The 21,468-nt window shown below is 62.8% G+C and carries 19 protein-coding genes; 10 read left to right on the top strand and 9 right to left on the bottom strand.

Translation table 11 applies throughout. From position 1 onward, the window contains the following. Positions 1–10 precede the first annotated feature (10 nt). The 6 genes from AC1RWL_RS01135 to AC1RWL_RS01110 all read right to left on the bottom strand — a co-directional run bounded on the left by AC1RWL_RS01135 (position 11) and on the right by AC1RWL_RS01110 (position 8,574). Positions 11–2,884, bottom strand: coding sequence for a hypothetical protein (locus tag AC1RWL_RS01135; protein ID WP_493093627.1), 2,874 nt, complete (start codon positions 2,882–2,884; stop codon positions 11–13). Positions 2,885–3,322: 438 nt separating this feature from the next. Beyond that, entirely contained in the window at positions 3,323–3,979 is a 657-nt protein-coding gene (locus tag AC1RWL_RS01130; RefSeq protein WP_493093628.1) for an SGNH/GDSL hydrolase family protein, read from the bottom strand. A gap of 29 nt (positions 3,980–4,008) precedes the next feature. Next, the gene (locus AC1RWL_RS01125) at positions 4,009–4,959 is read right to left on the bottom strand and encodes an ABC transporter permease (RefSeq protein ID WP_493093629.1); all 951 of its coding nucleotides are present in this window, start codon (positions 4,957–4,959) and stop codon (positions 4,009–4,011) included. A 3-nt stretch (positions 4,960–4,962) separates the two neighbouring features. Beyond that, the gene (locus AC1RWL_RS01120) at positions 4,963–5,931 is read right to left on the bottom strand and encodes an ABC transporter permease (RefSeq protein WP_493093630.1); all 969 of its coding nucleotides are present in this window, start codon (positions 5,929–5,931) and stop codon (positions 4,963–4,965) included. Positions 5,932–5,942: 11 nt separating this feature from the next. Beyond that, a complete protein-coding gene (locus tag AC1RWL_RS01115) occupies positions 5,943–7,436 on the bottom strand; it encodes a sugar ABC transporter ATP-binding protein (RefSeq protein ID WP_493093631.1) in 1,494 nt (497 codons plus the stop codon). A gap of 61 nt (positions 7,437–7,497) precedes the next feature. Then, positions 7,498–8,574, bottom strand: coding sequence for an ABC transporter substrate-binding protein (locus AC1RWL_RS01110; RefSeq protein WP_493093632.1), 1,077 nt, complete (start codon positions 8,572–8,574; stop codon positions 7,498–7,500). A gap of 262 nt (positions 8,575–8,836) precedes the next feature. Here AC1RWL_RS01110 and AC1RWL_RS01105 point away from each other — a divergent pair, with 262 nt between their 5' ends. The 10 genes from AC1RWL_RS01105 to AC1RWL_RS01060 all read left to right on the top strand — a co-directional run bounded on the left by AC1RWL_RS01105 (position 8,837) and on the right by AC1RWL_RS01060 (position 16,875). After that, positions 8,837–9,487, top strand: coding sequence for an SGNH/GDSL hydrolase family protein (locus tag AC1RWL_RS01105; protein ID WP_493093633.1), 651 nt, complete (start codon positions 8,837–8,839; stop codon positions 9,485–9,487). Between the two features lie 53 nt (positions 9,488–9,540). Further along, positions 9,541–10,614: an ROK family protein gene (locus tag AC1RWL_RS01100; RefSeq protein ID WP_493093862.1), complete on the top strand. Its 1,074-nt coding sequence runs from the start codon at positions 9,541–9,543 to the stop codon at positions 10,612–10,614. Between the two features lie 123 nt (positions 10,615–10,737). Further along, entirely contained in the window at positions 10,738–11,658 is a 921-nt protein-coding gene (locus AC1RWL_RS01095) for a LysR substrate-binding domain-containing protein (RefSeq protein ID WP_493093634.1), read from the top strand. 205 nt (positions 11,659–11,863) lie between these two features. Further along, the gene (locus AC1RWL_RS01090) at positions 11,864–12,634 is read left to right on the top strand and encodes an ABC transporter ATP-binding protein (RefSeq protein ID WP_493093635.1); all 771 of its coding nucleotides are present in this window, start codon (positions 11,864–11,866) and stop codon (positions 12,632–12,634) included. A 53-nt stretch (positions 12,635–12,687) separates the two neighbouring features. After that, positions 12,688–13,452, top strand: a complete 765-nt coding sequence (locus tag AC1RWL_RS01085; protein ID WP_493093636.1) for a transporter substrate-binding domain-containing protein — start codon at positions 12,688–12,690, stop codon at positions 13,450–13,452. Beyond that, a complete protein-coding gene (locus tag AC1RWL_RS01080; protein ID WP_493158189.1) occupies positions 13,449–14,147 on the top strand; it encodes an ABC transporter permease in 699 nt (232 codons plus the stop codon). Before AC1RWL_RS01085 ends, AC1RWL_RS01080 begins: the two co-directional genes overlap by 4 nt. Then, positions 14,144–14,836, top strand: a complete 693-nt coding sequence (locus tag AC1RWL_RS01075; RefSeq protein WP_493093638.1) for an ABC transporter permease — start codon at positions 14,144–14,146, stop codon at positions 14,834–14,836. The genes AC1RWL_RS01080 and AC1RWL_RS01075 overlap by 4 nt, the downstream gene beginning before the upstream one ends. A gap of 62 nt (positions 14,837–14,898) precedes the next feature. Then, a complete protein-coding gene (locus AC1RWL_RS01070) occupies positions 14,899–15,861 on the top strand; it encodes an arginase family protein (RefSeq protein ID WP_493093639.1) in 963 nt (320 codons plus the stop codon). 559 nt (positions 15,862–16,420) lie between these two features. Continuing rightward, entirely contained in the window at positions 16,421–16,699 is a 279-nt protein-coding gene (locus tag AC1RWL_RS01065; protein WP_493093640.1) for a hypothetical protein, read from the top strand. Next, entirely contained in the window at positions 16,696–16,875 is a 180-nt protein-coding gene (locus AC1RWL_RS01060) for a hypothetical protein (RefSeq protein WP_493093641.1), read from the top strand. Before AC1RWL_RS01065 ends, AC1RWL_RS01060 begins: the two co-directional genes overlap by 4 nt. 333 nt (positions 16,876–17,208) lie before the next feature. On the opposite strand, the gene AC1RWL_RS01055 is transcribed toward AC1RWL_RS01060, so the two are convergent. The 3 genes from AC1RWL_RS01055 to AC1RWL_RS01045 all read right to left on the bottom strand — a co-directional run bounded on the left by AC1RWL_RS01055 (position 17,209) and on the right by AC1RWL_RS01045 (position 21,467). Beyond that, entirely contained in the window at positions 17,209–18,789 is a 1,581-nt protein-coding gene (locus AC1RWL_RS01055; RefSeq protein ID WP_493093863.1) for a GMC family oxidoreductase, read from the bottom strand. Between the two features lie 65 nt (positions 18,790–18,854). Further along, a complete protein-coding gene (locus AC1RWL_RS01050) occupies positions 18,855–20,357 on the bottom strand; it encodes a GMC oxidoreductase (protein WP_493093642.1) in 1,503 nt (500 codons plus the stop codon). Positions 20,358–20,366: 9 nt separating this feature from the next. Then, complete coding sequence (locus tag AC1RWL_RS01045; protein WP_493093643.1) at positions 20,367–21,467, bottom strand: ABC transporter ATP-binding protein; 1,101 nt, start codon at positions 21,465–21,467, stop codon at positions 20,367–20,369. Position 21,468: the final 1 nt, after the last annotated feature.

The following is a 21,468-nucleotide window of genomic DNA, read 5'->3' as shown; positions in this document are numbered from 1 at the left end:
GACGAGCGGATCAGCCATCCGCGCTCCCTGCCGCGGCCGCAGCGGCCGCCGCCGGCAGCTGGATCCCCATCCGCTCGACTTTCCGTTTTATGGCCGCGCGATAGAGGTGCTCACGTTCGGCCGCGACGGCAATAACGCGCCGAACGGTACTTTCGATGATTTTGTATTCGAAGAAATCCAGGCTCTCCTTCTGCGCGTCAAACGTGTGGTCGAAAATTTTCCGATACATTCCCTCCTCATTCTTGAAGAAGATCTTGTACCGAACGAAATTTCCCATAGGCAATTGCGGAAGATACAGGATGGCGCGCAATTCTTCCATGATCTGCTCGGACATCTTGTTGTACTTCAGGAAGGCATTGAGCTGATTTGGAGATCTCGAAAGCAAAAAGCTCTCTCTCATTTCCTCCTCGAATTCCTGCCATTGCGTCAGCGTCGGCTTGCTGATGTCGGATAGCAGGGCTTTCACGGGATCGACCGCCGCCAGGCCCTGAGCGCCGTTCAGCGCCTGCTTGTAAGCATCATAGGCTTGCAGTACCTGCACGATCGCGCTCAACGTCGCCGCCGGCGTGGGATTCTTCTCATCGGGTTTCAGAAGCTTGAGCGGCTTCAATTGCTCTACAGGAAGTTTGATCGACTTCACGTTCTTCAGCTTCGGATCGCTGGGGAAAAGGTAGCCCGTTACTTTTACGGCGAGCTCGATCGACTTTTTCTCGCCGCTCCTCTCATCCACGCCGCTGTATGACGCCCGCCCAGTGCGTTGCCCGGTTTCGATTGCCAGCTGCTCCGTGTTGCAATGCTGGCTTCCGCTGATGAAATTTTCGAAGGTTTCGTTACCACCATCGCCATGGCCGATCAGATGGCACCACTCCTGATCCGTACGAATCGCGGAGCGTAAAGCGGCCGTCTTCTCGTCCGGCTTGCCGTCGTCCGACATGGCGACCGCGCTCTTCCAAGGCTGCACACCCGCGGAAAGATTTTCCCAGCCTTGCTTCGCCTTGCCGGTCTGCACCATCTCGACAGCGAAATCGGTGGCGCTTTCCAGAGACTTCGTCGGAAAGATACCAAGTTCGCGGAAAGCCTGCTGCATGACGTCGCCGGCTCCTTCGCGATCGCCGAGCGAACCCTTGATCGGGACCGGCGGCCGGCGAGCGCCACTCCACCCGCCCTTGCGCTTTTTGGTGTAGAGCGCTGCGGCGTCGGCGCGTGCTAGAGTACGCCCGAGCAGCGGTCTGGACTCCTTCGGCCTGTTCTTCTTGCCCTGCACGGGGCTATCGCCGAACTTCTTCCAGTAACGGATCTCGCTGTTCATCCCGGCGGTGACGGCCGTTCTCATGCTTTCCCTGGCTTTCGGTAACCGGACCTCGAAATCCTTCCAATCAGCCGGCGGGGCAATCCGACATTTTTCCTCAAGACCAAGAGATAGGCCCAATGATCGCCCCGCGGCCCCTTCCGCCGTCCATCGATAGTCGGCCTCGCAGGGATTGTCTGAGCGCATACCGCCACCGCCGCCCGGCGAAGGCGCCACGCTGGCACAATACTCGCGGCCGAAGAGTTCGTTGCGGAGGACACGATAAACACAGCAATCTGGCTTCTTGTCCCCGGTCGGAAAATCTTCCCGCCAAAATTCGCCGCTCTTCTGCACGACGCGCGTACCGTCATGTGGCTCTTCGTAGAAATAGTCGTCCAGCTCGTTGGGTATCCACAAGACCTGTAACTTTTCCATCGGGAAAACGTCCTGTTTCTGGTTTTGCTGGGAGAAGAACTGTTTTATATTGGCAGGTATATTTTTCGCTTGTGCCGCATTGCCGAATACAACACCTGAATCCAGAGTGAAGCATCTGAAAATTCCCGGCCAACCTTTCGACATGGTGCGGAGAAACGTGTCCTTTGCGGCCTTTTTTATCGAATCGTCATAAGCATAGTCAGCGGAATCATTGCTTATGGGTATGCGTTTCAAGCTGCTCAAGACGGTAATATCGACGGCGGCCGCAGGCGCAGCAGCCGGTGCGGGGACCGCCGCAGGGCCTGCCGCAGCAGACGCCGCGGCCTTCTTTCGCATCTTGCCCTTGACAGGCACCTTGCCATCGGGGTCCGTCGTGATCTTGTAAGATATTTCGCCAAGAAACTCGTCGAGATGCGCCAACAGATCCCAGGTCACAGCTTTTCTCTGCTCGCTACCGAGATCGACCGCCAGGCCGGCATATGCTGCCCGCTGAAGCTTGTTAATTCCAAACTTCCCCGCACCGGGCAGTTTCCGGGGCTTGCCGTTTCTATGGATGAGGCAAATCTCACCATTTTCAAAGGGGATGAACGACGCTGCCAGATCTTGTGGAGCGGGTTCCATTTCCCGATATCGGCGTTGGATTTCTGCCTCGATGTCCTCCGACTGTATGCTTCGGATCTCCGCGCTGATCAGGCTGATGTCGACGCTTGCCGAATTGGAGCCGTCAAGTTTTTGCTTCTTCCTCGCCGGCCCCCTCGCCTTGCCTGTCGTGCTGCGCTTTCTCTTCTTTCCGTCCGGCGTACCGGTAGCGCCCGCAGCCGCCGCTGCTGCAGCGGCGCCACCGCCGGCAGCAGCGCTCCTCGCTTCAAGATAGGCTGCCCATAGCCGCAGGCTCTTGATCTCGCTGTTGAGCCTTTTCTTTTCTTTGGGTTCCGGAAGCAGCGGAAATTGCTTCAGTGCACGGTCTATCTCCACCTTGACCGCTGCCCGAGACAGCGCACCCGGATTGACAGCCGCTGCCGCTGCCGCCGCAGGTTTCCTTGCAGAACCTGCTTCAGGCGGCGGGTCGTAGCGAAAACCTACGCGTGGATCGTCCAGCTTAACGGGTTTTTCGACGCCGGTTACGGGTTCTTTGATATAGGCATGTAGATAAAACGGCATGCTAACGCATCTCCCTTTCCACCACGCATCGATGGCAGTAAGGGAAGCTCCGGCACGCCGCCGCGCCCCGTCCGCGACGCTTGACCGCGTCGATCTGATCCATAGTCGCCACGCTCATGAAGCCCCCATTTTTGCCTATCGGCAAACTTCAAAAGACGATACCCTCTAAAATAGATCACAGTTGCAGTTCGCCAGCAAGACGTGTTGCTGCGCTATCGACGAAATGGCCATCTGCGGCGGTGCGAGCGTCGTCAAGTAAAATCCAGCACCCGCAATTCTTCGAAATGCGTCATGTTATCGAGCGCGCAGAACGCCGGTGTTTTGAGCTCTTGCACGTTCGGCAAGGTCGCGCACGACCTCGTCCAGCATGTGCTGCAAGCACGGCAACGGCGGAACCTGTGAGCCACTCCGGCAGGGGAGATGCCGGAGTGGCTTTGCTCAGAACAACGTCGCGACCTTGTCGGCGATCGCCTGTCCGAGCGTGATGTTCGTCTCGGCGGAGAAGTGGATGCCGTCCACGCCGTCGGTCGAGATATGGTCTCCAGCCGACAGGAACTCGACCTTCATGAAATCAGCGAGCGCCTTGTAGAGCTTTGCGAGTTCCTTCGACTTCTCATAGCCGCCGTCGAACATGCCCTCGAACCACAGGTCGGGCATGGGGGCGAGCGGCGGCGGGGCGACGACCAGCACGCGGGGTGCCGGATAGGGCGTGCCCACACCGCCGGCCGACGTCAGCACCTGGCCGACGAGCTTGCCCATGCCGTTGGCGATCTCGTAGGGCGTGCGGTGGAAATAGGATTTCGTATCGTTCGTGCCGAGCATGATGATGACGAGATCGAGCGGCAGGTGGCTTGCGATCGCCGAGGGCAGGTAGGCGCTGCCGTTCAGCCGCGTGTCGTTCGGGTCGTCGAGGCTGGTGGTGCGGGCGCTGAGCCCTTCCTCGATGATATGGTAGCCGTCGCCGAGTTTTGCGGCCATGGCACCGGTCCACCGCTTTTCGAACGGGTAGCGCAGCGTGGGTGCGGATTCCTTCACCGGAATCCAGCCCCATGTCAGCGAGTCTCCAAAGCACAAGATTGAGCGCTTGTCCGCCATTTCCGACCTCCTTGAATGGCTGTTGATGGTTATTTTCCGGCGCGCAGGCCGTAGAAGACGGCCGCGAGCAGAATGATCAGGCCCTGGGCCACGAGCTTGCCCGCATCCCCCACGCCGAACATCGTCATGACGACGAAGAGGAAGGCGAAGCAGAGCACGCCGAAGAACGGCCCCCAGACACCGCCCTCGCCCCGCCCGAAGACCACGCCGCCGAGAATGGTGGCCGCCACCGACAGGATCGGCAGGTCGAGCCCGACGCGCACGCTGCCGACGGCAATGGAGGCCGTCTGGACGAGCGCGGCGATGGCGGCCATGAGGCCTGCGAGCGTGTGGGCGAGGATCACGGTGCGCTCCACTGGCACGCCGGAGAAGTGGGCGGCGGGCATGCTCTCGCCGACGGCGGTGACGAAGCGGCCGAAGACGGTTTGGGACAGCAGCAGCGCCATCAGCGCTGTGAGCGCGATCCAGAAGATGACGGGGCTCGGCAGGCCGGCAAAGCGGGTGTTGAACAGCTCGCCGAAGATTTTCGGCACATCGCCCGGCGGCTTGCCGCTCGACAGATATTGCACGAGGCCGACGAGCACGATGCTGAGCGCCAGCGTGACGATGACCGCCGAAACGCGGCGCTTGGCCACCATCAGGCCGTTGAAGAAGCCGATGGCAAGGCCGAGTGCGACAGCAAGCAGGGCGAAGAAGCCGAGCGAGGCGCCGGGGAACATGGCGGAAGAAATGCAATAGTTGATCAGCAGGATGATGCCGCCGCCGGACAGGTCGATCGATTTCACCCGCATGACCAGCAACTGCCCGAGCACGAGAATGCCGAGCGGCACGACCTGGCGCACGAAGACGCCGAGCACGTTGGCATTGAGCATCTGCGGGCGCGCGACGAAGAGGATCACGAGCAGGATGACCAGCAGGTAGTAGGACGGTGGGACCTTGGAAATCCGACGGAGAACGGACGAGTTGACGAGAGCCGACATGGTTCAGAGTCCGATCTTCTTGCGCGACTGCAACGCCACGACCGCCATGAGCAGGATTCCCTTGATCGCCGTCTGGACGAAGGGCGTGACGTTGAGCAGGTTCATGCCGTTGGAGAGGAGCGCCAGTACCGCAACGCCGATGACGGTGCCGTGCAGGCTGCCGACGCCGCCGGACAATTGCGTGCCGCCGATCGCGACCGCCGTGATGGCATCGAGCTCCATGAGCAGGCCGACATTCGGATCGCCCGAGACGATGCGCCCCGCGAGGAAGACGCCCGCGAGGGCCGCGAAGAGCGAGCAGACGACATAGGCGAGCAAGATGTTGCGGTTTGCCGGGATGCCGAAATTGCGCGCCGCATCGGTGGAGTCCGAGGCGATACCGCCGCCGATCGCGAAGAGATGCAGGCCATAACGCGAGCCGTAGAGTAGCTTCCAGGCGATGAGGATGGTGACGATGCCCCAGAAGACCGGCAGCGGAATGCCGGCGATCGAGCCCTCCACCATCCAGCGCACCGCATCCGGCACCGAGCCGCTGGAGACCGGGCGCAGGACGCGCGTGATGCCGAGCACGACATATTGCGTGGAGAGCGTGGCGACGATCGGGTGCACGTTGAGCCGCGTGATGCAGTAGCCGTTGGTGGCGCCGATGAGGGCGGCAAGCACGAAGACGCCGGGGATGGTTACAGTGCCCGGCAGGTCGAGCGCGAGGATCGCCGTGGTGAAGCTGACCACCGAGCCCATGGAGAGATCCAGCCCGCCGACGAGCACGACGAACATCTGCCCGACCGCGGTGATCAGCAGTGGCATGCCCTGGGCGACGAGGTTGGCGAGGTTGCTCCACTGGCCGAACTGGCTGGTGGTCGTCGCAAGCCACAGGGCCATCGCGATGGCGATGACGAGCGGGAAAAGCCACAGACCCTGCCGGTTGCCGCGGCCGGTGAGGAGTTTTGCGAGAGAAGAGGAATGGGGCATCGGTCGTTCCGTCATGCGCTGAGGGCCGCGTCGAGAATGCCGTGCTCGGTCGCCTCGGCGGCCCGCATTTCCGACACGGCGGTATTGCCGTGGATCACGTAGAGGCGATCGCAGAGGCCGATGAGTTCGAGCGTCTCGCGCGACAGCACGAGCACTGCGCCGCCCGCTTTCGCGAAATCGCGCAGGATCTTGTAGATTTCCGCCTTGGCGCCGACATCGACGCCGCGCGTCGGCTCTTCGATGAGGAGCAGGTCGGCATCGGTCGCGAGATAACGTCCGAGCAGCACCTTCTGCTGGTTGCCGCCGGAGAGCGAGCCGACGGCGGCTGCCGGCCCCGCCGCCTTGACGTTCAGCCGGCGCATGGTCGCGGCGATCACCTCGCCGTAGCGCTTCGCGGCCTTCAGCGCGGGCTGGCCGGCATGCAGCGCCATGGCGATGTTCTGGCCGACGCCGAGACCGAGAAACAGGCCCTCGTCCTTGCGGTCCTCCGGCACGAAAGCGCCGCCGAGCGCCTGCCAGCGCCGCACGCCGCTTTCCTTCGGCAGCGGCAGACGGATATCCTGGCCGCGGCGCGACAGCGTGCCCTCGACCGGCGCGAATTGCCCGATGAGTGCGCGAAAGGCCTTCTGCTGCCCCTGCCCTTCGAGCCCGGCCAGCCCGACGATCTCGCCCTTGCGCACGGAAAGCGAAAACGGCGTGGCATCCGGCTCCAGCCGAAGGCCGGAGATCGAGAGCGCCACCTCCCCCGCCGCACCATCACGCTCAGGAAAAAGGTCCTCCAGTTCGCGGCCGACCATCATCGCGATCAGTGAACCCGGCGTCATTTCGGAAAGCGGGCGCGTGCCGACCAGTTGGCCGTCCTTCAGCACTGTCACGACGTCGCAGATCGCGAAAATCTCGTCCATGCGGTGCGAGATGTAGACGATGGCCTTGCCCTGATCGCGCAGTGCGCGAATGTGCCGGTTGAGAATTTCGACGTCGGCGGCATTCAGCGCAGCGGTCGGTTCGTCGAGGATGAAGATGTTGGCATCAGCATCGATGCCGTGCGCGATCTCGACGAACTGCCGCTCGGCGATGGAGAGTTCGGAGACCAGCGTGTCCGGGTCGAGATCGAGGCCGAGGCGGGCGAGCGCGACCGTCGTCTCCTCCCGCATGCGCCGCCGGTCGATCCCACCGAAGCGGCCGAGGGGTTCGCGCCCTAAAAACATGTTTTCCGCGATCGTCATGTTGGGCAGAAGCGACAGTTCCTGGAACACCGTCGAGATGCCGGCTTCGAGCGCCGCGCGCGGATTGGCAAAGCTGACCGTGCGGCCATCGCGCCGGATTTCGCCGCCGTCTGGCTGGTGCACGCCGGCAAGGATCTTCATCAGCGTCGACTTGCCGGCACCGTTTTCGCCCATCAGGGCATGCACGGTGCCGGGCGCGAGCGCCAGCGACACGTCCCTCAGCGCAACGCTTCCGCCGAACGCCTTGGATATCTTCGACATTTCAATGAGATGCGACATGGGTTCCCTCCGTGTCCGCGACAGGAGGCAGGCGATCGGCCTGCCTCCCTGCGGGCCACGCTTATTGCTTGGCGTAGAACTGCTTCAGCTGCTCTTCGGAGAGTTCCGACGGCCACCAGACATTGGCGGACAGGTCGTCGCGGTAGTATTTCTTGACCTTTTCGAGGTCCCAGCCCGGCGGGTTGTAATCGTAGTGTTTCTTGAGTTCCTTGCCTTCCAAGAGGGCAACGGCCGCGCGGATACCCGCAGCACCCTGGGCAGGGCTGTATTCGGAGGAGACCGACTTGAAATTGTCGGCGATCCACTGGCCGAAGAAGCCGTTGTTGCCCTCGCCGGAAATCGGCGGGATGGCCGCGCCGAACTGCTTGAAAACGTCGACGCAGGCGCGCGTCATGTCGGCACCCGAAGACCAGATGCCGGCGACGTTCGGATCGTTGAGATAGAGCGTCTCGCAGACCTTCTTGGCCTTGTCATACTGCCAGTCACCATGCTCCTCAGCGGTGATCTTGATCTCCGTGCCTTCGAGCGACTGGACGAGGCCGTTATAGCGGTTGGTATCCTCCGGATGGCCGGCGAGGCCGCGCAGCACCCAGATATTGCCCTTGCCGCCGAGTTCCTTGACGAGGAAATCACCCATGACCTTGCCGAAATGCTCGGCACCGCCCTGGATTTCCGTCGTATAGGCGTCGGATTCGATGCGGCCGGTATGCAGCACGACGGGAATGCCCGCCGCGACAGCCTTCTCGATGCTGGCATTGGCCGAGGTCGAGGTGACCGGCTGGACGATGATCGCGTCCACCTTCTGGGCGATGAGGTCCTCGATGTCTGCCACCTGCTTCTTCTGGTCGAAGCCGGCATCGAGCAGCACGAATTTGGTGATCCGCTTGTCGCGGTCGGCGGCAGCCTGAGCTTCATGCGCCACCTGCACCGTCCAGGTATTGGCGTTGACGCCGAAGCTGCTCATGCCGATGACCCAGGGCGCGTCCTTCTTGTATTTGCCGGCCTCCACCGTCGGATTGTTTTCCGCGGGCGTCGTCACGCCGTCGAGCAGGGGCACGTCCTGCGCCAGGCTGCCATGCGCGAAGACCACGCCGGCCAGCAGAACCGACAGGCCGATATTTCTGATGATGCTCTTCATGCTTCTCCTCCAAAAGCAGGGTCCAACGGTGGAAGACCGGTCGGAAGGCATGCGGCATCGACAGCCCGTGACCGAAGTCCGGCACTCGCCTGCAGCCCTGAAACGACCTGAAACTCTCCTCCGGCCGACACAAAATCACTGGCGGTTTGCGCTGTCAATAGTTATTCATGTTGAATGAATAATAGGTCGTCCTTGCAAATCGACGGCCTCAATGCGAAGTCTGGCCCAGAGAAAGCGATCATCCGGCATGGTGGAGGAGACAGTGACGCGGACGGTTCTATGCTTCGGGGACTCGAACACCCACGGCCAGATTCCCGGCCGCGGGCCGCTCGAACGCTATCGCCGCGAACAGCGGTGGGCCGGTGTGCTGCAAGGCGTGCTAGGTGAAAACTGGGAGGTCATCGAGGAAGGCCTGAGTGGCCGCACGACGGTGCACGACGACCCGATCGAGGGGTCGCTGAAGAACGGCCGGACCTATCTGCGCCCCTGCCTGCAAAGCCATGCGCCGCTCGACCTGATCATCATCATGCTCGGCACCAATGACCTGAAGCGGCGCTTCAACATGCCGCCGTCGGAAGTGGCCATGGGCATCGGCTGCCTCGTCTACGACATCCGGGAGCTTTCGCCCGGCCCCGCTGGCCACGATCCGGAAATCATGATCGTCGCACCGCCGCCGATGCTGGAAGACCTGAAGGAGTGGGAATCAATCTTCTCCGGCGCGCAGGAAAAATCCCGCAAGCTGGCGCTGGAATTCGAGATCATGGCGGATTCGCTGGAGGTGCATTTCTTCGATGCCGGCACGGTCTGCCAGTGCTCGCCGGCGGATGGTTTCCATATCGACGAGGCGGCGCATCGCAGGCTCGGCGAAGCGCTGGCGCAGGAAGTTCTGGCGATCGGGTGGCCCGATGCGTGAGCCCGCCCGCGTGATCGCAGCCCATTGCAGGAAGGACCGCCCCCTTGCCTGACATGCGATTTGCACCCCCCAATCCACTTCGCATCGCCGACCGCGCCAGCGGCCTCAATTCGCTGAGCGTGCGCAGCTACAACGAGCGCCTCGTGCTCTCGCTGCTCTTGCAGAACGAGGCGACGACACGCCTTGAAATCGGTGAAAAGACGGGCCTGTCGGCCCAGACGATTTCGGTCATCGTGCGCTCGCTCGAACAGGAAGGCCTCGTCGTGCGCGGTGAGGCGCAAAAAGGCCGCGTCGGCCCGCCGACGACGCCCCTCATGCTGAATTCCGAAGGCGCCTATTCCGTCGGCGTCAGCGTCGGCTACCGCAACACGCATATCGTCGTCGTCGATTTCATAGGTAATGTGCAGCACCAGCATGTCATGCCGCACGGCACGGCCGGCGCCTTCGACACAACAGAAAGCCTCGCGCTCGAAATCCGCAATGCCGTGGCCAGCCTTTCCGAAAGCCGGCAAGGCCGCATCGCCGGTGTCGGTCTCGCATTGCCGACGCCGCCGCTGCATGCCGGCCCGGACCACGGCACCCTGCACCGCTATCTGGAAACACAACTCAACCTTCCCGTCTTCGTGCAGAACGACATCACGGCTGCCGCCGGCGGCGAGAGCCTGTTCGGCGCGGCGCGGCAGTTGCAGGATTTCCTGTTCTTCTATCTCGGCGCCCGCCTGCACAGCCGCCTCGTGCTCAACCACCAGATCTACAACGGCAATTCCCCGATCAGCTACGATGTCGGCGTGCTGGCGCTCGAACGCGCGCTACCGGCAGATGCTGCCATTCTTGAAAAACTCTGGACGCAAAACCAGGGCTGGCCGCCGATGGGACCGGCCCTCGATACCTGGCAGCAGGCCTGCGCGGAAAGCCTTGTCCGGTCGATCCAGTCGCTCCTGCAATTCATCGAGCTGAAGACCGTCGTGCTCTCCTCCTTCGTCCCGGCCAGCATCAGCACGGCGCTATGCGATCTCGTCCGAGGGGAAATCCCCGCCATCGACGCCATCGTCGGCAAGACCTCAGCGGCCCCCAAGGCGGTCGGCGCGGCAAGCCTGCCGTTCAGCTCACGCTTCATGGTGAAATGAGGCGGTGGGGCTCCCTCGTCGCGTCCAACTGCATGTTGGTGTTGCCGTGAAGCGCGTTGCGCGGTCTCAGAACTGAGCGTATCGTCGCGCGCAATATCCTCCTTCACATGTTCGTTGATTCCGTTGGCCGACCTGCGCAACCTTCCCCTGCCGACGCTGCGAACCTTCGAGGCGGCCGCGCGCCACCAGAGCCTTGCCAAGGCGGCGGCCGAGCTTCACCTGACCGACAGCGCGGTGAGCCACCAGATCCGCCGTCTCGAAGAGGCACTCGGCTGCGACCTCTTCGCCAAGGCCGGACGCGGCGTGGCGCTGACGGATGCGGGCCGTATCCTTGCAAAGACGGTGTCCGCCGCACTTCAGGAAATCCTTGCCGCAACGATGCGCCTCTCCGACGCCAGCCAGGTCGGCGGGCGGCTCGACGTCGCCTGCCCCCCGATGTTCGCCAACACATGGCTCGCCCGGCACATCAGCGATTTCTGCCAGGACCATCCCTCGATCGAATGCCATATCCGCCTGGTCGAGAACCAGCGTGTGCACGAACTCGGCGACATCGATGTCGGCATCTCCTTCGGCCCGGGTGGGTGGGCGGACCGCTGGTCCGCGCTTCTTGCGCATGTCAATGTCACGCCGGTTTGCAGCCCGCTGCTGTTCGAGCGCATCGGCGGATCGATCACCCAACCAGCCGATCTCCGCCACTGCCTGCTGCTGCACTGGGACGACGGGTCCGAATGGCGGCGGTGGTTTTCCGAGGCGGGCGAGCCTGATCTCGCCCAGCAGGCCCGCCACCTCTATTGCAGCGACCTCGGCATGGCGATCGACCTGGCGATCCACGGCACCGGCGTCGCGCTGGTGAGCGATACGCTGTCGGCGTCGGACCTCAAGCGCGGCGTGCTGATAAAACCCTTCTCCTTTTCCATCGACGCCTTTGGCGGCTGGCATGTGGTCTGCAACAATGCGAGCCTTGGCCGATCCGTGACGCGACTTTTCCTGCGCTGGCTGCTTGCACGCTTCGGTCGCGATGCCTCCTGGGACACTCTTCCCTGACGGGTCTCGCCCACGCGAAAGCTGACGGGAAATCATAAATTATTCCATTGACTTCATGGCTGCGCCACACGCGGCCGACCGATACATGATTTCACATCATGTATCGGGTGAAGAATCGTCATTTGCGCAAAATGCAGCCATGTCCCTAGATGGCAAAAGAATTGAGCAGAAGAGCGGTTCGAGCCGCCTCGCCAAGAGGGATCCGATGCTGAAACTCAGCGCGACAGACATTCACAAGTCCTATGGGGCGCATGAGGTGCTGAAGGGCGTTTCGCTCCAGGCGAAGGCCGGCGACGTCATCAGCGTCATCGGTGCCAGCGGCTCCGGCAAGAGCACGTTCCTGCGCTGCATCAACTTCCTGGAGCGCCCGAGTGCCGGCACCGTGGCCATCGACGGCGAGGTGCTGGCGACGGTCAAGGATCGCGACGGCATGCTGCGCGCGAACGACCGGCACCAGTTGCGCCGCATGCGCAGCCGGCTTGCCATGGTCTTCCAGAATTTCTGCCTGTGGTCGCACATGTCGGTGCTGTCGAACGTCGCCGAGGCCCCGATCAGCGTGCTCGGCCTTTCGCGCAAGGACGCAATCGAGCGGGCGAAGGCCAATCTGGCGAAGGTTGGCCTCAACCATGAGGTCCTGGAGAAATACCCCTCCCATCTTTCCGGCGGCCAGCAGCAGCGCGTGGCGATCGCGCGCGCCCTCAGCATGAACCCGGACGTCATGCTCTTCGACGAGCCGACATCGGCGCTTGATCCGGAGCTCGTCAGCGAGGTCCTGCGCGTCATGCAGGCGCTTGCGGAAGAAGGGCGCACGATGATCGTCGTCACCCATGAGATGGGCTTTGCGCGCCACGCCTCCAGCCGCGTCGTCTACCTCCATCAGGGACGGGTGGAGGAGGAAGGCACGCCGGACGTCATCTTCAGCGAGGCGAAAAGCCCGCGGTTGCAGCAGTTCCTGGCCGGCCGGCTCCAGCACTAAACGCCGGCGATCCCCAAAATCCAGACAATAACCAAACCCGAGAGGACGGAACAATGAAGGCTATTCTCAAATCCCTGTGCGCCACCATGATCGTGGCCGCGACCCTGACGACGGCACACGCCGCCGAAACGTTGGACATCGCGACCGACGCCACGTTCCCGCCGTTCGAATATATCGATTCCGAAGGCAAGCTCGTCGGCTACGATATCGAGCTGATGCAGGCCGTCTGCGAGGCTGCGAAACTCGACTGCAACATCTTCAACGCCGCCTGGGACGGCATGATCCCCGGCCTGATCGACGGCAAGTACGATGCGCTGATCTCGCAGCTCACCGTCACCGAAAAGCGCCGGCAGGTCATTGCGTTCAGCGATATCTACGACCGCCCGATCTTCCGTTTCGTCGCCAGGAAGGGTGCCGCGCTCGACATCACGCCCGAAGGGCTCGCCGGCAAGACGATCGCCGTGCAGACCGGCACGCCGATGGATGCCTATATCACCAGCCACTATCCGACGGCGACGATCACGCGCTACGACACCGGCAGTGCGCCCTATCTGGAGCTTACGGCCGGCCGTGCCGATCTGCATATCAGCTACCAGGCCCAGATCATCCACGGTTTCCTGAACAGCGATGCGGGCAAGGATTTCGAGCTGGTCGGGCCGCAACTGACCGGCGCGGACGCCAAGGAGTTCGGCGAAGGGGTGGCGATCGCCATCAACAAGAAGAACGAGGCCCTCGTCGAGAGTGTCAACAAGGGGCTCGCCATCATCCGCGAGAACGGCAAGCTCGACGCCATCAACGCCAAATATTTCGGTCAATGACCGGCATGGTCGCCGCATTCACCGCGACGATCCTGGCAGCGGGGTCGACGACCCTGCTGCTGGCCGTGGCCTCGCTCGTCGTGGCGACGGCGCTCGGCATGGGGGCCGCCTTCGCCAAGCTTTCCGGCAACCGGCTGCTCAGGACGATCGCTTCGGCCTACACCTTCGTGGTGCGGGGCATTCCGGACCTCGTCGTCATGCTGCTGATCTATTACAGCCTGCCGGCTCTGCTCAACCAGTGGATCGACGCGATGGGTATCGACGCGCGCGTCGAATTCTCCCCGATAGTCGCCGGCATCGCCACGCTCGGGCTGATCTTCGGCGCCTATATGACGGAGACGTTCAAGACGGCGTTGCAGAACATTCCCAAGGGGCAGATCGAGGCGGCGATCGCCTACGGCCTGACGCGGCGGCGCATGTTCGTCTGCATCATCCTGCCGCAGCTCATCCGTCTCGCCCTGCCCGGCTTCACCAACAACTGGCTGGTGCTCGCCAAGGCGACGGCGCTGGTGTCGCTGATCGGGCTGCAGGACGTCATGTTTCGCGCAAAGGGCGCCGCGGAGGCGACTGGCATGCCCTTCACCTTCTACCTCATCGCCGCCGGGTTCTATCTGTTCGTGACCGTCTTCTCCCTCATCCTGCTGGCGATGCTGGCGCGCCGCTTCGAGATCGGCCTTCGGGAGCTTGCGCCATGAATTGGGACGTCATCGCCGAAAACCTTCCCCTCTACGCCGAAGGAGCAAAGCTGACGCTGCTTCTCGCGGTCGTTTCGCTGGCCCTGTCCTTCGTGCTCGCCGTGCCGCTGGCCTTCCTGCGCAACAGCCGGGTTCCGGCGGTGCGTTACGCAATCCTCGGCTACACGCTGGTCTTCCGCGGCACGCCGCTCTTGGTGCAGCTCTTCCTCGTCTATTTCGGCCTCGCCCAGTTCGAGCTCATCCGCACCAGCGTGTTGTGGCCGTGGCTTTCGAGCCCCATGGTCTGCGTGCTGCTCACCTTCGTGCTCAACACGACCGCCTACAGCACGGAGATCTTCGCGGGCGGACTGCGTCACATTCCGGTGGGCGAGATCGAGGCGGCGCGGGCCTATGGCATGTCGCGCCGGGCGCAGGCCTTTCGCATCCTCATTCCCGGCATGCTGACCCGCTCGCTGCCGCTCTACGGCAACGAGATGATCATGATGCTGCACGCCACAGCACTCGCCAGCACCGTGACGCTGCTTGAGACGACCGGCGTCGCGCGCAGGATCACCCTCAACTACTACATCCAGTTCGAGCCCTATGTGACGGCAGCCGCGATCTACCTTACGCTGACATTCGTGCTGGTCTCCGGCTTCCAGCTCGTCCAGCGGCGCTGGGCCGGCTATCTCGAAAGCCGGATCGGCTGATCGCCGGCACCCCATCCATCAATAAATTCCAGGCTGAACGCCGCAACACAGGAGGACCATCCATGAATGAAAAGCCCGATCTCGGCGCACTCTTCGGCGCGGCTGCCGAAACCGCGACCTTCCTCGGCCTTGCGGCCTGCGACAACCTCGATGCGCTGTCCGCGCCGGTGGCGCTGATCGGCGCGCCCTGCGCGACACCCTATGCCTCCGTTGGCGCCTATTGCCGCAATGCGCCGGATGCCTTGCGCAAGGCGACGGGTGCGCTGACCGCCAATGTCGACCGCCACGATTTCGACCATGGCGGCCCCGTCTTCCCGGCACCAGACCTGCGGCCTGTCGACTGCGGCAACCTGCCCTTCGACGAAGCCGACACCGCCAGCAACCGCGCGCGGATCGCCGAGGCCGTCAGCAAGGTGCGGGCGCGCGGTGCCGTTCCGGTGCTCATCGGTGGCGACGATTCCATCCCGATCCCGATGATCGAGGCGATCGGCGCTTCGGCCGGCGGGGAGAAATTCACGATCCTGCAGATCGACGCCCATATCGACTGGCGCGAAATCCACATGGGTGAACGCCTGGGTCTGTCCTCCACCATGCGGCGCGCATCGGAAATGCCGCATGTCGAGCGGATCATCCAGGTCGGCGCGCGCGGTATCGGCTCGGCGGCGACCAGCGACTACGAGGATGCGCTCGCCTGGGGCGTCACATTCGTAACCGCCTACAAGCTGCACCGGCAGGGCGTCGGCGCCGTGCTCGATCTCATCCCGGAAGGCAGCAACATCATTATCTGCATCGACGCAGATGCGCTCGACCCGTCGATCGTTCCGGGCGTCATCGGCCGCGCGCCGGGCGGCCTCAGCTATTACCAGGCCGTCGATCTCATCAAGGGCGCCGCCGCGCGCGGCCGGATCGCCGCCATGGATTTCGTCGAGTTCATGCCGGAACGGGACGTCGATGGCATCGGCGCGCTGACCTTCGCCCGCCTGATCACCACGGCGCTCGGCGTTCTGGTTCGCCAGGCAGCATAACCAACGGCCTGCCGGTACGCCCGGCAGGTCCTCACATGCTGGTTCGCCCTCAAACGTCGCGCCGAAAACCTTTGCTGGCGTCGAGAAGGCCGCACAGCACAAAGGCGTGATCAAGAAGTTCATCACGACCGATGCGAACTCCGATCCAAAGGTGTTCAACGTCGACCTGCGGCAATAATCCAGCGCGCCTCTCGTAACGCCGCCCATTTCGGGCGGCGTCCGCATATCAGCCGGAAGGGAACTGGCGTGTTTTTGGAACTCGGCAAGATTGAAAAGGGCTTCCCGAGCGTGAAGTCGCTGAATGGCGTGTACCTTTCCGTCCGTAGCGCCACGCGTAAGGGATGTCAGCTCCGATCTTCATCCCGGTGAAACCCTCGGAAACGGCGGGCTGGTGGGGCCCGGGCGTTCGGAGGTTGCAATGCCATTTTCGGTTCCAGATGGGCGGAAGGCGGATCGGTCACCCTTGCCGGGGCACGCCTACACGCGCCGCACGCCCGCGACGTCCATTGGATCGGGGATCGGCTTTGTTACAGAGGACTGCAAAAGAGTAGGCGTCCTGATGCTGATGGACTACGCGCACAACGGGCTCATAGACGGATACCTGGTGGTGAAGCGAAATATGTCGCCCTTCCTTGCGACACTGGCCATGATGACCGTCTTGCAGGGCGTCCGTTTCTACTACACACAAGGGGCTCCGGGCGGCAGCCTTCCAGCCGCTCTGCGCTTCCTAGGAACCGGCCAGGTCGCGGGAATCCCGGTCAATTTGCTCGTCGTCCTGGCTATCCTGGTCATCGTTTCGGCCGGGGCTATGAGCTGGATTCCATCATTGCTGCAGTGATCGGCGGTATTGCCCTCACCGGCGGGCGCGGATCGCCGATAAATAGCGTGCTCGGCGCGATCATACTGATGCTGACCTTCAATTTCGTCGTCATTGTCGGTCTTCCCGTCCAGGCACAATTCATCAGCCTCGTCATTATCGCAGCCGTCGCGCTGTTCCGAAGGACTGCTTCCTGAAGCCCTCCGGGCACACAATCTGATCCCGCAAGATGATGACGCCTGACATTTGCAACAACGCGTATGTATCAAAACTGCAACTACGGAATTGCGCTTTTATACCTATTCGTGCATTAATAGGCATTGAAACGCGAAAGGCAGGGATCTCATGTCTCAAGTTCTCCAATTGGCTTACAGCACGCTATTCCCGGTGACGACTGAGTTGGCTTTCTGACGGCGCGCAGCATTTGTCTCGTCTGAACGTACCGCGAACTTTCATAACGGCCAAAGGGGCCTGGGCCCAGGTTTGCGGGTCAAGCTCCCGCTATGCCGTACTGAACACCACGGGTGATCTCAACCTCGCAGGAACTCGGCCGCCCGCTCGCCGATCATGATGCAGACGGCGTTGGGATTGCCGGAAATCAGCGTCGGCATGATCGAAGCATCGGCGACCCGCAGCCCCTCGATGCCATGAACGCGCAGTTGCGGATCGACGACCGATATCTCATCCTGCCCCATCCGGCATGTTCCCGACGGGTGCAGGGCAGCATGGGCCTCCTTGAGGCAGAAGGCCCTGATGTCCTCGCGCGTCCTGAGAGCCGGCGCCGGCGTATTTCGAGCGGCCACATATTTCGCGATCGCCGGCTGCGCCATGATGTCGAGTGCCGCCATCGTGCCGTCCGTAATCGCATCGAGATCGTAGGGATCGGAGAAATAGCGTGGCGCAACGCGCGGGTTTGCGGCCGGGTCGGCACTCGCAAGCGTCACCTCACCCCTGGAGCGCGGCCTGATCTGGCCGAGATTCACCGTGCAGCCATTGCCGCCGGGCACGGCATCGACGCCCTCCTCGATGCCCGCGCCGACCACCATGAAATACTGGATGTCGGGGGTTGCCTCGGTCTTGTTGCCCCACCAGAATGCACCGCCCTCGATGAGGTTCGAGCATGCCGGGCCGTTGCGGAACAGGGCATAGTTCAGCCCGGCTGCGGCCTTCCAGTGCAGCTTCTTGTACTTGTCATAGCTGTGCGGGCCGTTGAGCTGGTAGACCAGCGAAATCTCGGTATGGTCCTGGAGGTTCTGCCCAACGCCGGGCAGATCTGCATGAACAGCGATACCCTGCCGCCGGATCTGGTCCGCCGGACCGATGCCGGACAGCATCAGGAGCTTGGGCGTGCCGATCGCACCGGCGGAGAGGATGACCTCGCGCTCCGCCCTGTAGACCACGCTGCGCTTGCCCTTGACGCACTCGACGCCGACCGCACGGCCGTTCTCGACCAGCACGCGCGCAACCATCGTCCCGGTCTCTATGCGAAGATTGCCGCGCCTGCGGGCAGGGTTGAGATAGGCCGTTGCGGCGGAGCTACGCCGCCCGTTGCGGGCGGTGATCTGGTAGAGGCCGCACCCCGCGGGGTCGCCGGAGTTGAAATCCGGATTGTAGGGAAGGCCCGCCTGCTGGCAGGCGTGCAGCCAGGCCCGGCTCAGCGGGTGGATGTGGTCGATATCGGAAACCCCGAGCGGGCCACCGACGCCATGGACATCGTTGCAGAAGCGATTGTTGTCCTCGGCGTGCTTGAAGTACGGCAGGACGTCCGCATAGCCCCAGCCTTCGGCCCCCATCCCAACCCACTGCTCATAGTCCGACGGCACACCGCGGATGTAGATCATCGCATTGACCGAGCTGCCGCCGCCCAGCACCCGCGCCTGGACCATTGTCGGCGTCTCGGTGCGCTCCTGCTCTTCCATCGGCTCCCAGGCAATGCGCTTCAGCAGGCCACCCTGGGCCGTCTTGTAGTAGGCGCCAGGAATGTGGATGTAGGGGTTGAGGTCGCGCGGCCCCTCCTCGATGAGCAGCACGCGCACGGCCGGATCCTCCGAAAGCCGCGCGGCGACAACACAACCGGTAGAGCCGCCGCCGACCACGATATAGTCGAACATGTTCACCAGGTCGGGCTGCCGGGGGCGGATTCCGAAACGTGCCGACACCATGTCGCGAAGCGCCATCACCGCCCCCTTGCAATGGCGGCGCCGGCCTTGATCGAAAGCGCCGCGATGGTGAGCGCCGGATTGACGGCGGCTGACGTCGGAAGGATGGAGGCGTCCGTGATGTAGAGGTTCTCGACATCATGGCTGCGGCAGTTGAGATCGACCACGGAGCTCTGCGGGTCGGCGCCCATGCGCGCTGTGCCGCATTGATGCGAAGTCGTCTTCCGGCCGAATGTATGCGTCAAAACGATCGGGAAACCCGCCCTGCGCATCACGGCTTTCGTCTTTGCGATCAGCGCCTCGTGTGCGCGCATGTTCGAGCGGATCCAGTGCATGACAATGCGGTCGTCGCGTACCATCACCCGGCTTTCGGGATTAGGAAGGTCTTCACTGGTCAGGAACCAGCCATAGGCATAGCGTGCCATGAGCCGTGTGAACCAGGCCGGCGCTGGCACGGGGAAATTGGCCTTCAGGATATTCCCCGTGATACGGCCAAGAAGCTGAACGTTGCCGAGTGGGAAACCGTACTCGTTGTCTTCGTTGTAGAAGTCGTTGAAGGCAATGGTCTTCTGATAGACGCTGGTATTGGGCGCGAAGGGATCGATCGCCAGCATCGCTGTGGTATTGTGGTTCATGAAGTTGCGGCCGAGCTGGTCCGAGCTGTTGGCAAGGCCCGTCGGATGAGCCTTGCTGGTCGAACGCAGGAGAAGGGCCGCTGATTGGACGGCGCCCGCCGCGACCGCAAAGCGGCCTGCCGAAATCCGCTCCTCGACACCATCCTTGACATGGACCGCAGCAACGACGCGCTGCCCGCTCTCGTCGGTTTCGAGCCGCGTCACGTTCGCGCCAGTGAGCAGGCTGACATTCGGATAGGAGAGTGCGCTCGCGAGCGGCCCCACCTCCGCGTCGATCTTGCCCGACCCCGTGTTCGGAAACGCGTCCCAGCCGGTGGGCGCCCGCTTCAGCCAGGTGTCGATATCGATTGCGAGCGGAAGGGACGCGGGGCGGATACCGGCTTTTTCCAGCCGGCGACGCATAGCGGCAATCGGTTGTTCATCCGGCACGGGCGGATAGGCATAGGGCTTGTCGTGCCGCGGCTCCGTGCGATCGTCCTTGGTCGATCCCCGCACCCGGAAGATGGCCTCGGCTTGGTCGTACCAGGGCGAAAGATCATCGTAGGACATCGGCCAGCCAGGAGACGCGCCATCCATGTGAGCGCGCGGCGAAAAGTCTTCTTGCCGGTAGCGATACATAACCGCGCCGAAGAACTTCGAGTTGCCGCCGACGTAATAGTAGTTGCCCGGCAAGAAGCCTGCCCCGTCCGTGCCAAGCCATTCCTCGGAAGACCGGTAGAAGCCCTTCTGGAAGATCGCGATGTCGTCGCGCGCTTGCGGACTGTCCTTCAGGTAGTCACCGCGCTCAACGATGACGATCCGCAGCCCCGAAGGCGCAAGGCTGTGTGCCAGCGATGCGCCGCCAATGCCCGAACCGATGATAACGATGTCTGCCGTCTGTGTCATAGGGTTCTTTCAGTCAATGCGCGCTTCGGTTTCGGTGTCGAAGAGGACGATCTTGGATGTATCGACCGACAGGGCGGCTTCCTGTCCAGCATTCGCCTGCTTGGGCGGAAGCCGGGCCGTAACCTCGACACCGCCGATCTGGAAGACCACCAGCGTGTCGGGCCCGGTGGGTTCGACCACATCGACGTCCACCGTCAGCGCCGGGAGGTCATCGCCGGCGGCAATCGCAAAATTCTCCGGGCGGATGCCCACCAGCACCTTCCTGCCGGCATAACGGCGCGCGGCGTCCGCCGAGAGCGGAATGCCCGCGATGCGCGCAGCCGGCCGCCTGGCGACGTCGATGACGGCGGTGACGGTCGTGCCCTGCACCTCCAGCGTACCGGGAATGATGTTCATGGCCGGGGAACCGACGAAGCGGGCCACATAGACATTGGCCGGTCGGTCATAGACGGCCTGTGGCTCGTCGAGATGCTGCACGACTCCGTCCTTCATCACCGCCACCCGGGTGGCAAGCGTCATGGCCTCGATCTGGTCATGGGTAACATAGACGATCGTCGTGCCGAGACGGGCATGCAACCGCTTGATCTCGGTACGCATGTCGACGCGGAGCTTCGCATCCAGGTTGGACAGCGGCTCGTCGAACAGGAACAGCTTCGGCTGACGTACGATCGCACGCCCCATCGCCACGCGTTGGCGCTGGCCACCCGAGAGCTGCGAGGGCTTGCGGTCCAGCAGATGGGACATCTGCAACAGGTCCGCGGCGGTCTTCACCGCCTTGTCGCGTTCGGTCTGCGACAAGCCGCGGATCTTCATGCCGAACTCGATGTTCTGGCGAACGGTCATCGTCGGATAAAGCGCGTAGGATTGGAACACCATGGCGATGTCGCGATCCTTGGGCGAGAGATCGTTGACGACCCTGTCGGCGATACGGATCTCGCCGCCGGTGATCGTCTCCAGCCCGGCAATCATGTTGAGAAGCGTGGACTTACCGCAGCCCGACGGGCCGAGCAGCACGAGGAAATCCCCCGTGCCGATGGAGATCGAAACCTCCTTCAGCACTTCGAGCTGGCCGTAGGACTTCCGGACGCGATCGATTTCGAGAGTGGACATT

It is taken from the genome of Shinella sp. GW821-FHT10F02 (assembly GCF_058809275.1).
The sequence above is the reverse complement of the archived record's forward strand: the minus strand, read 5'-3'. Positions and strand labels throughout refer to the sequence as shown.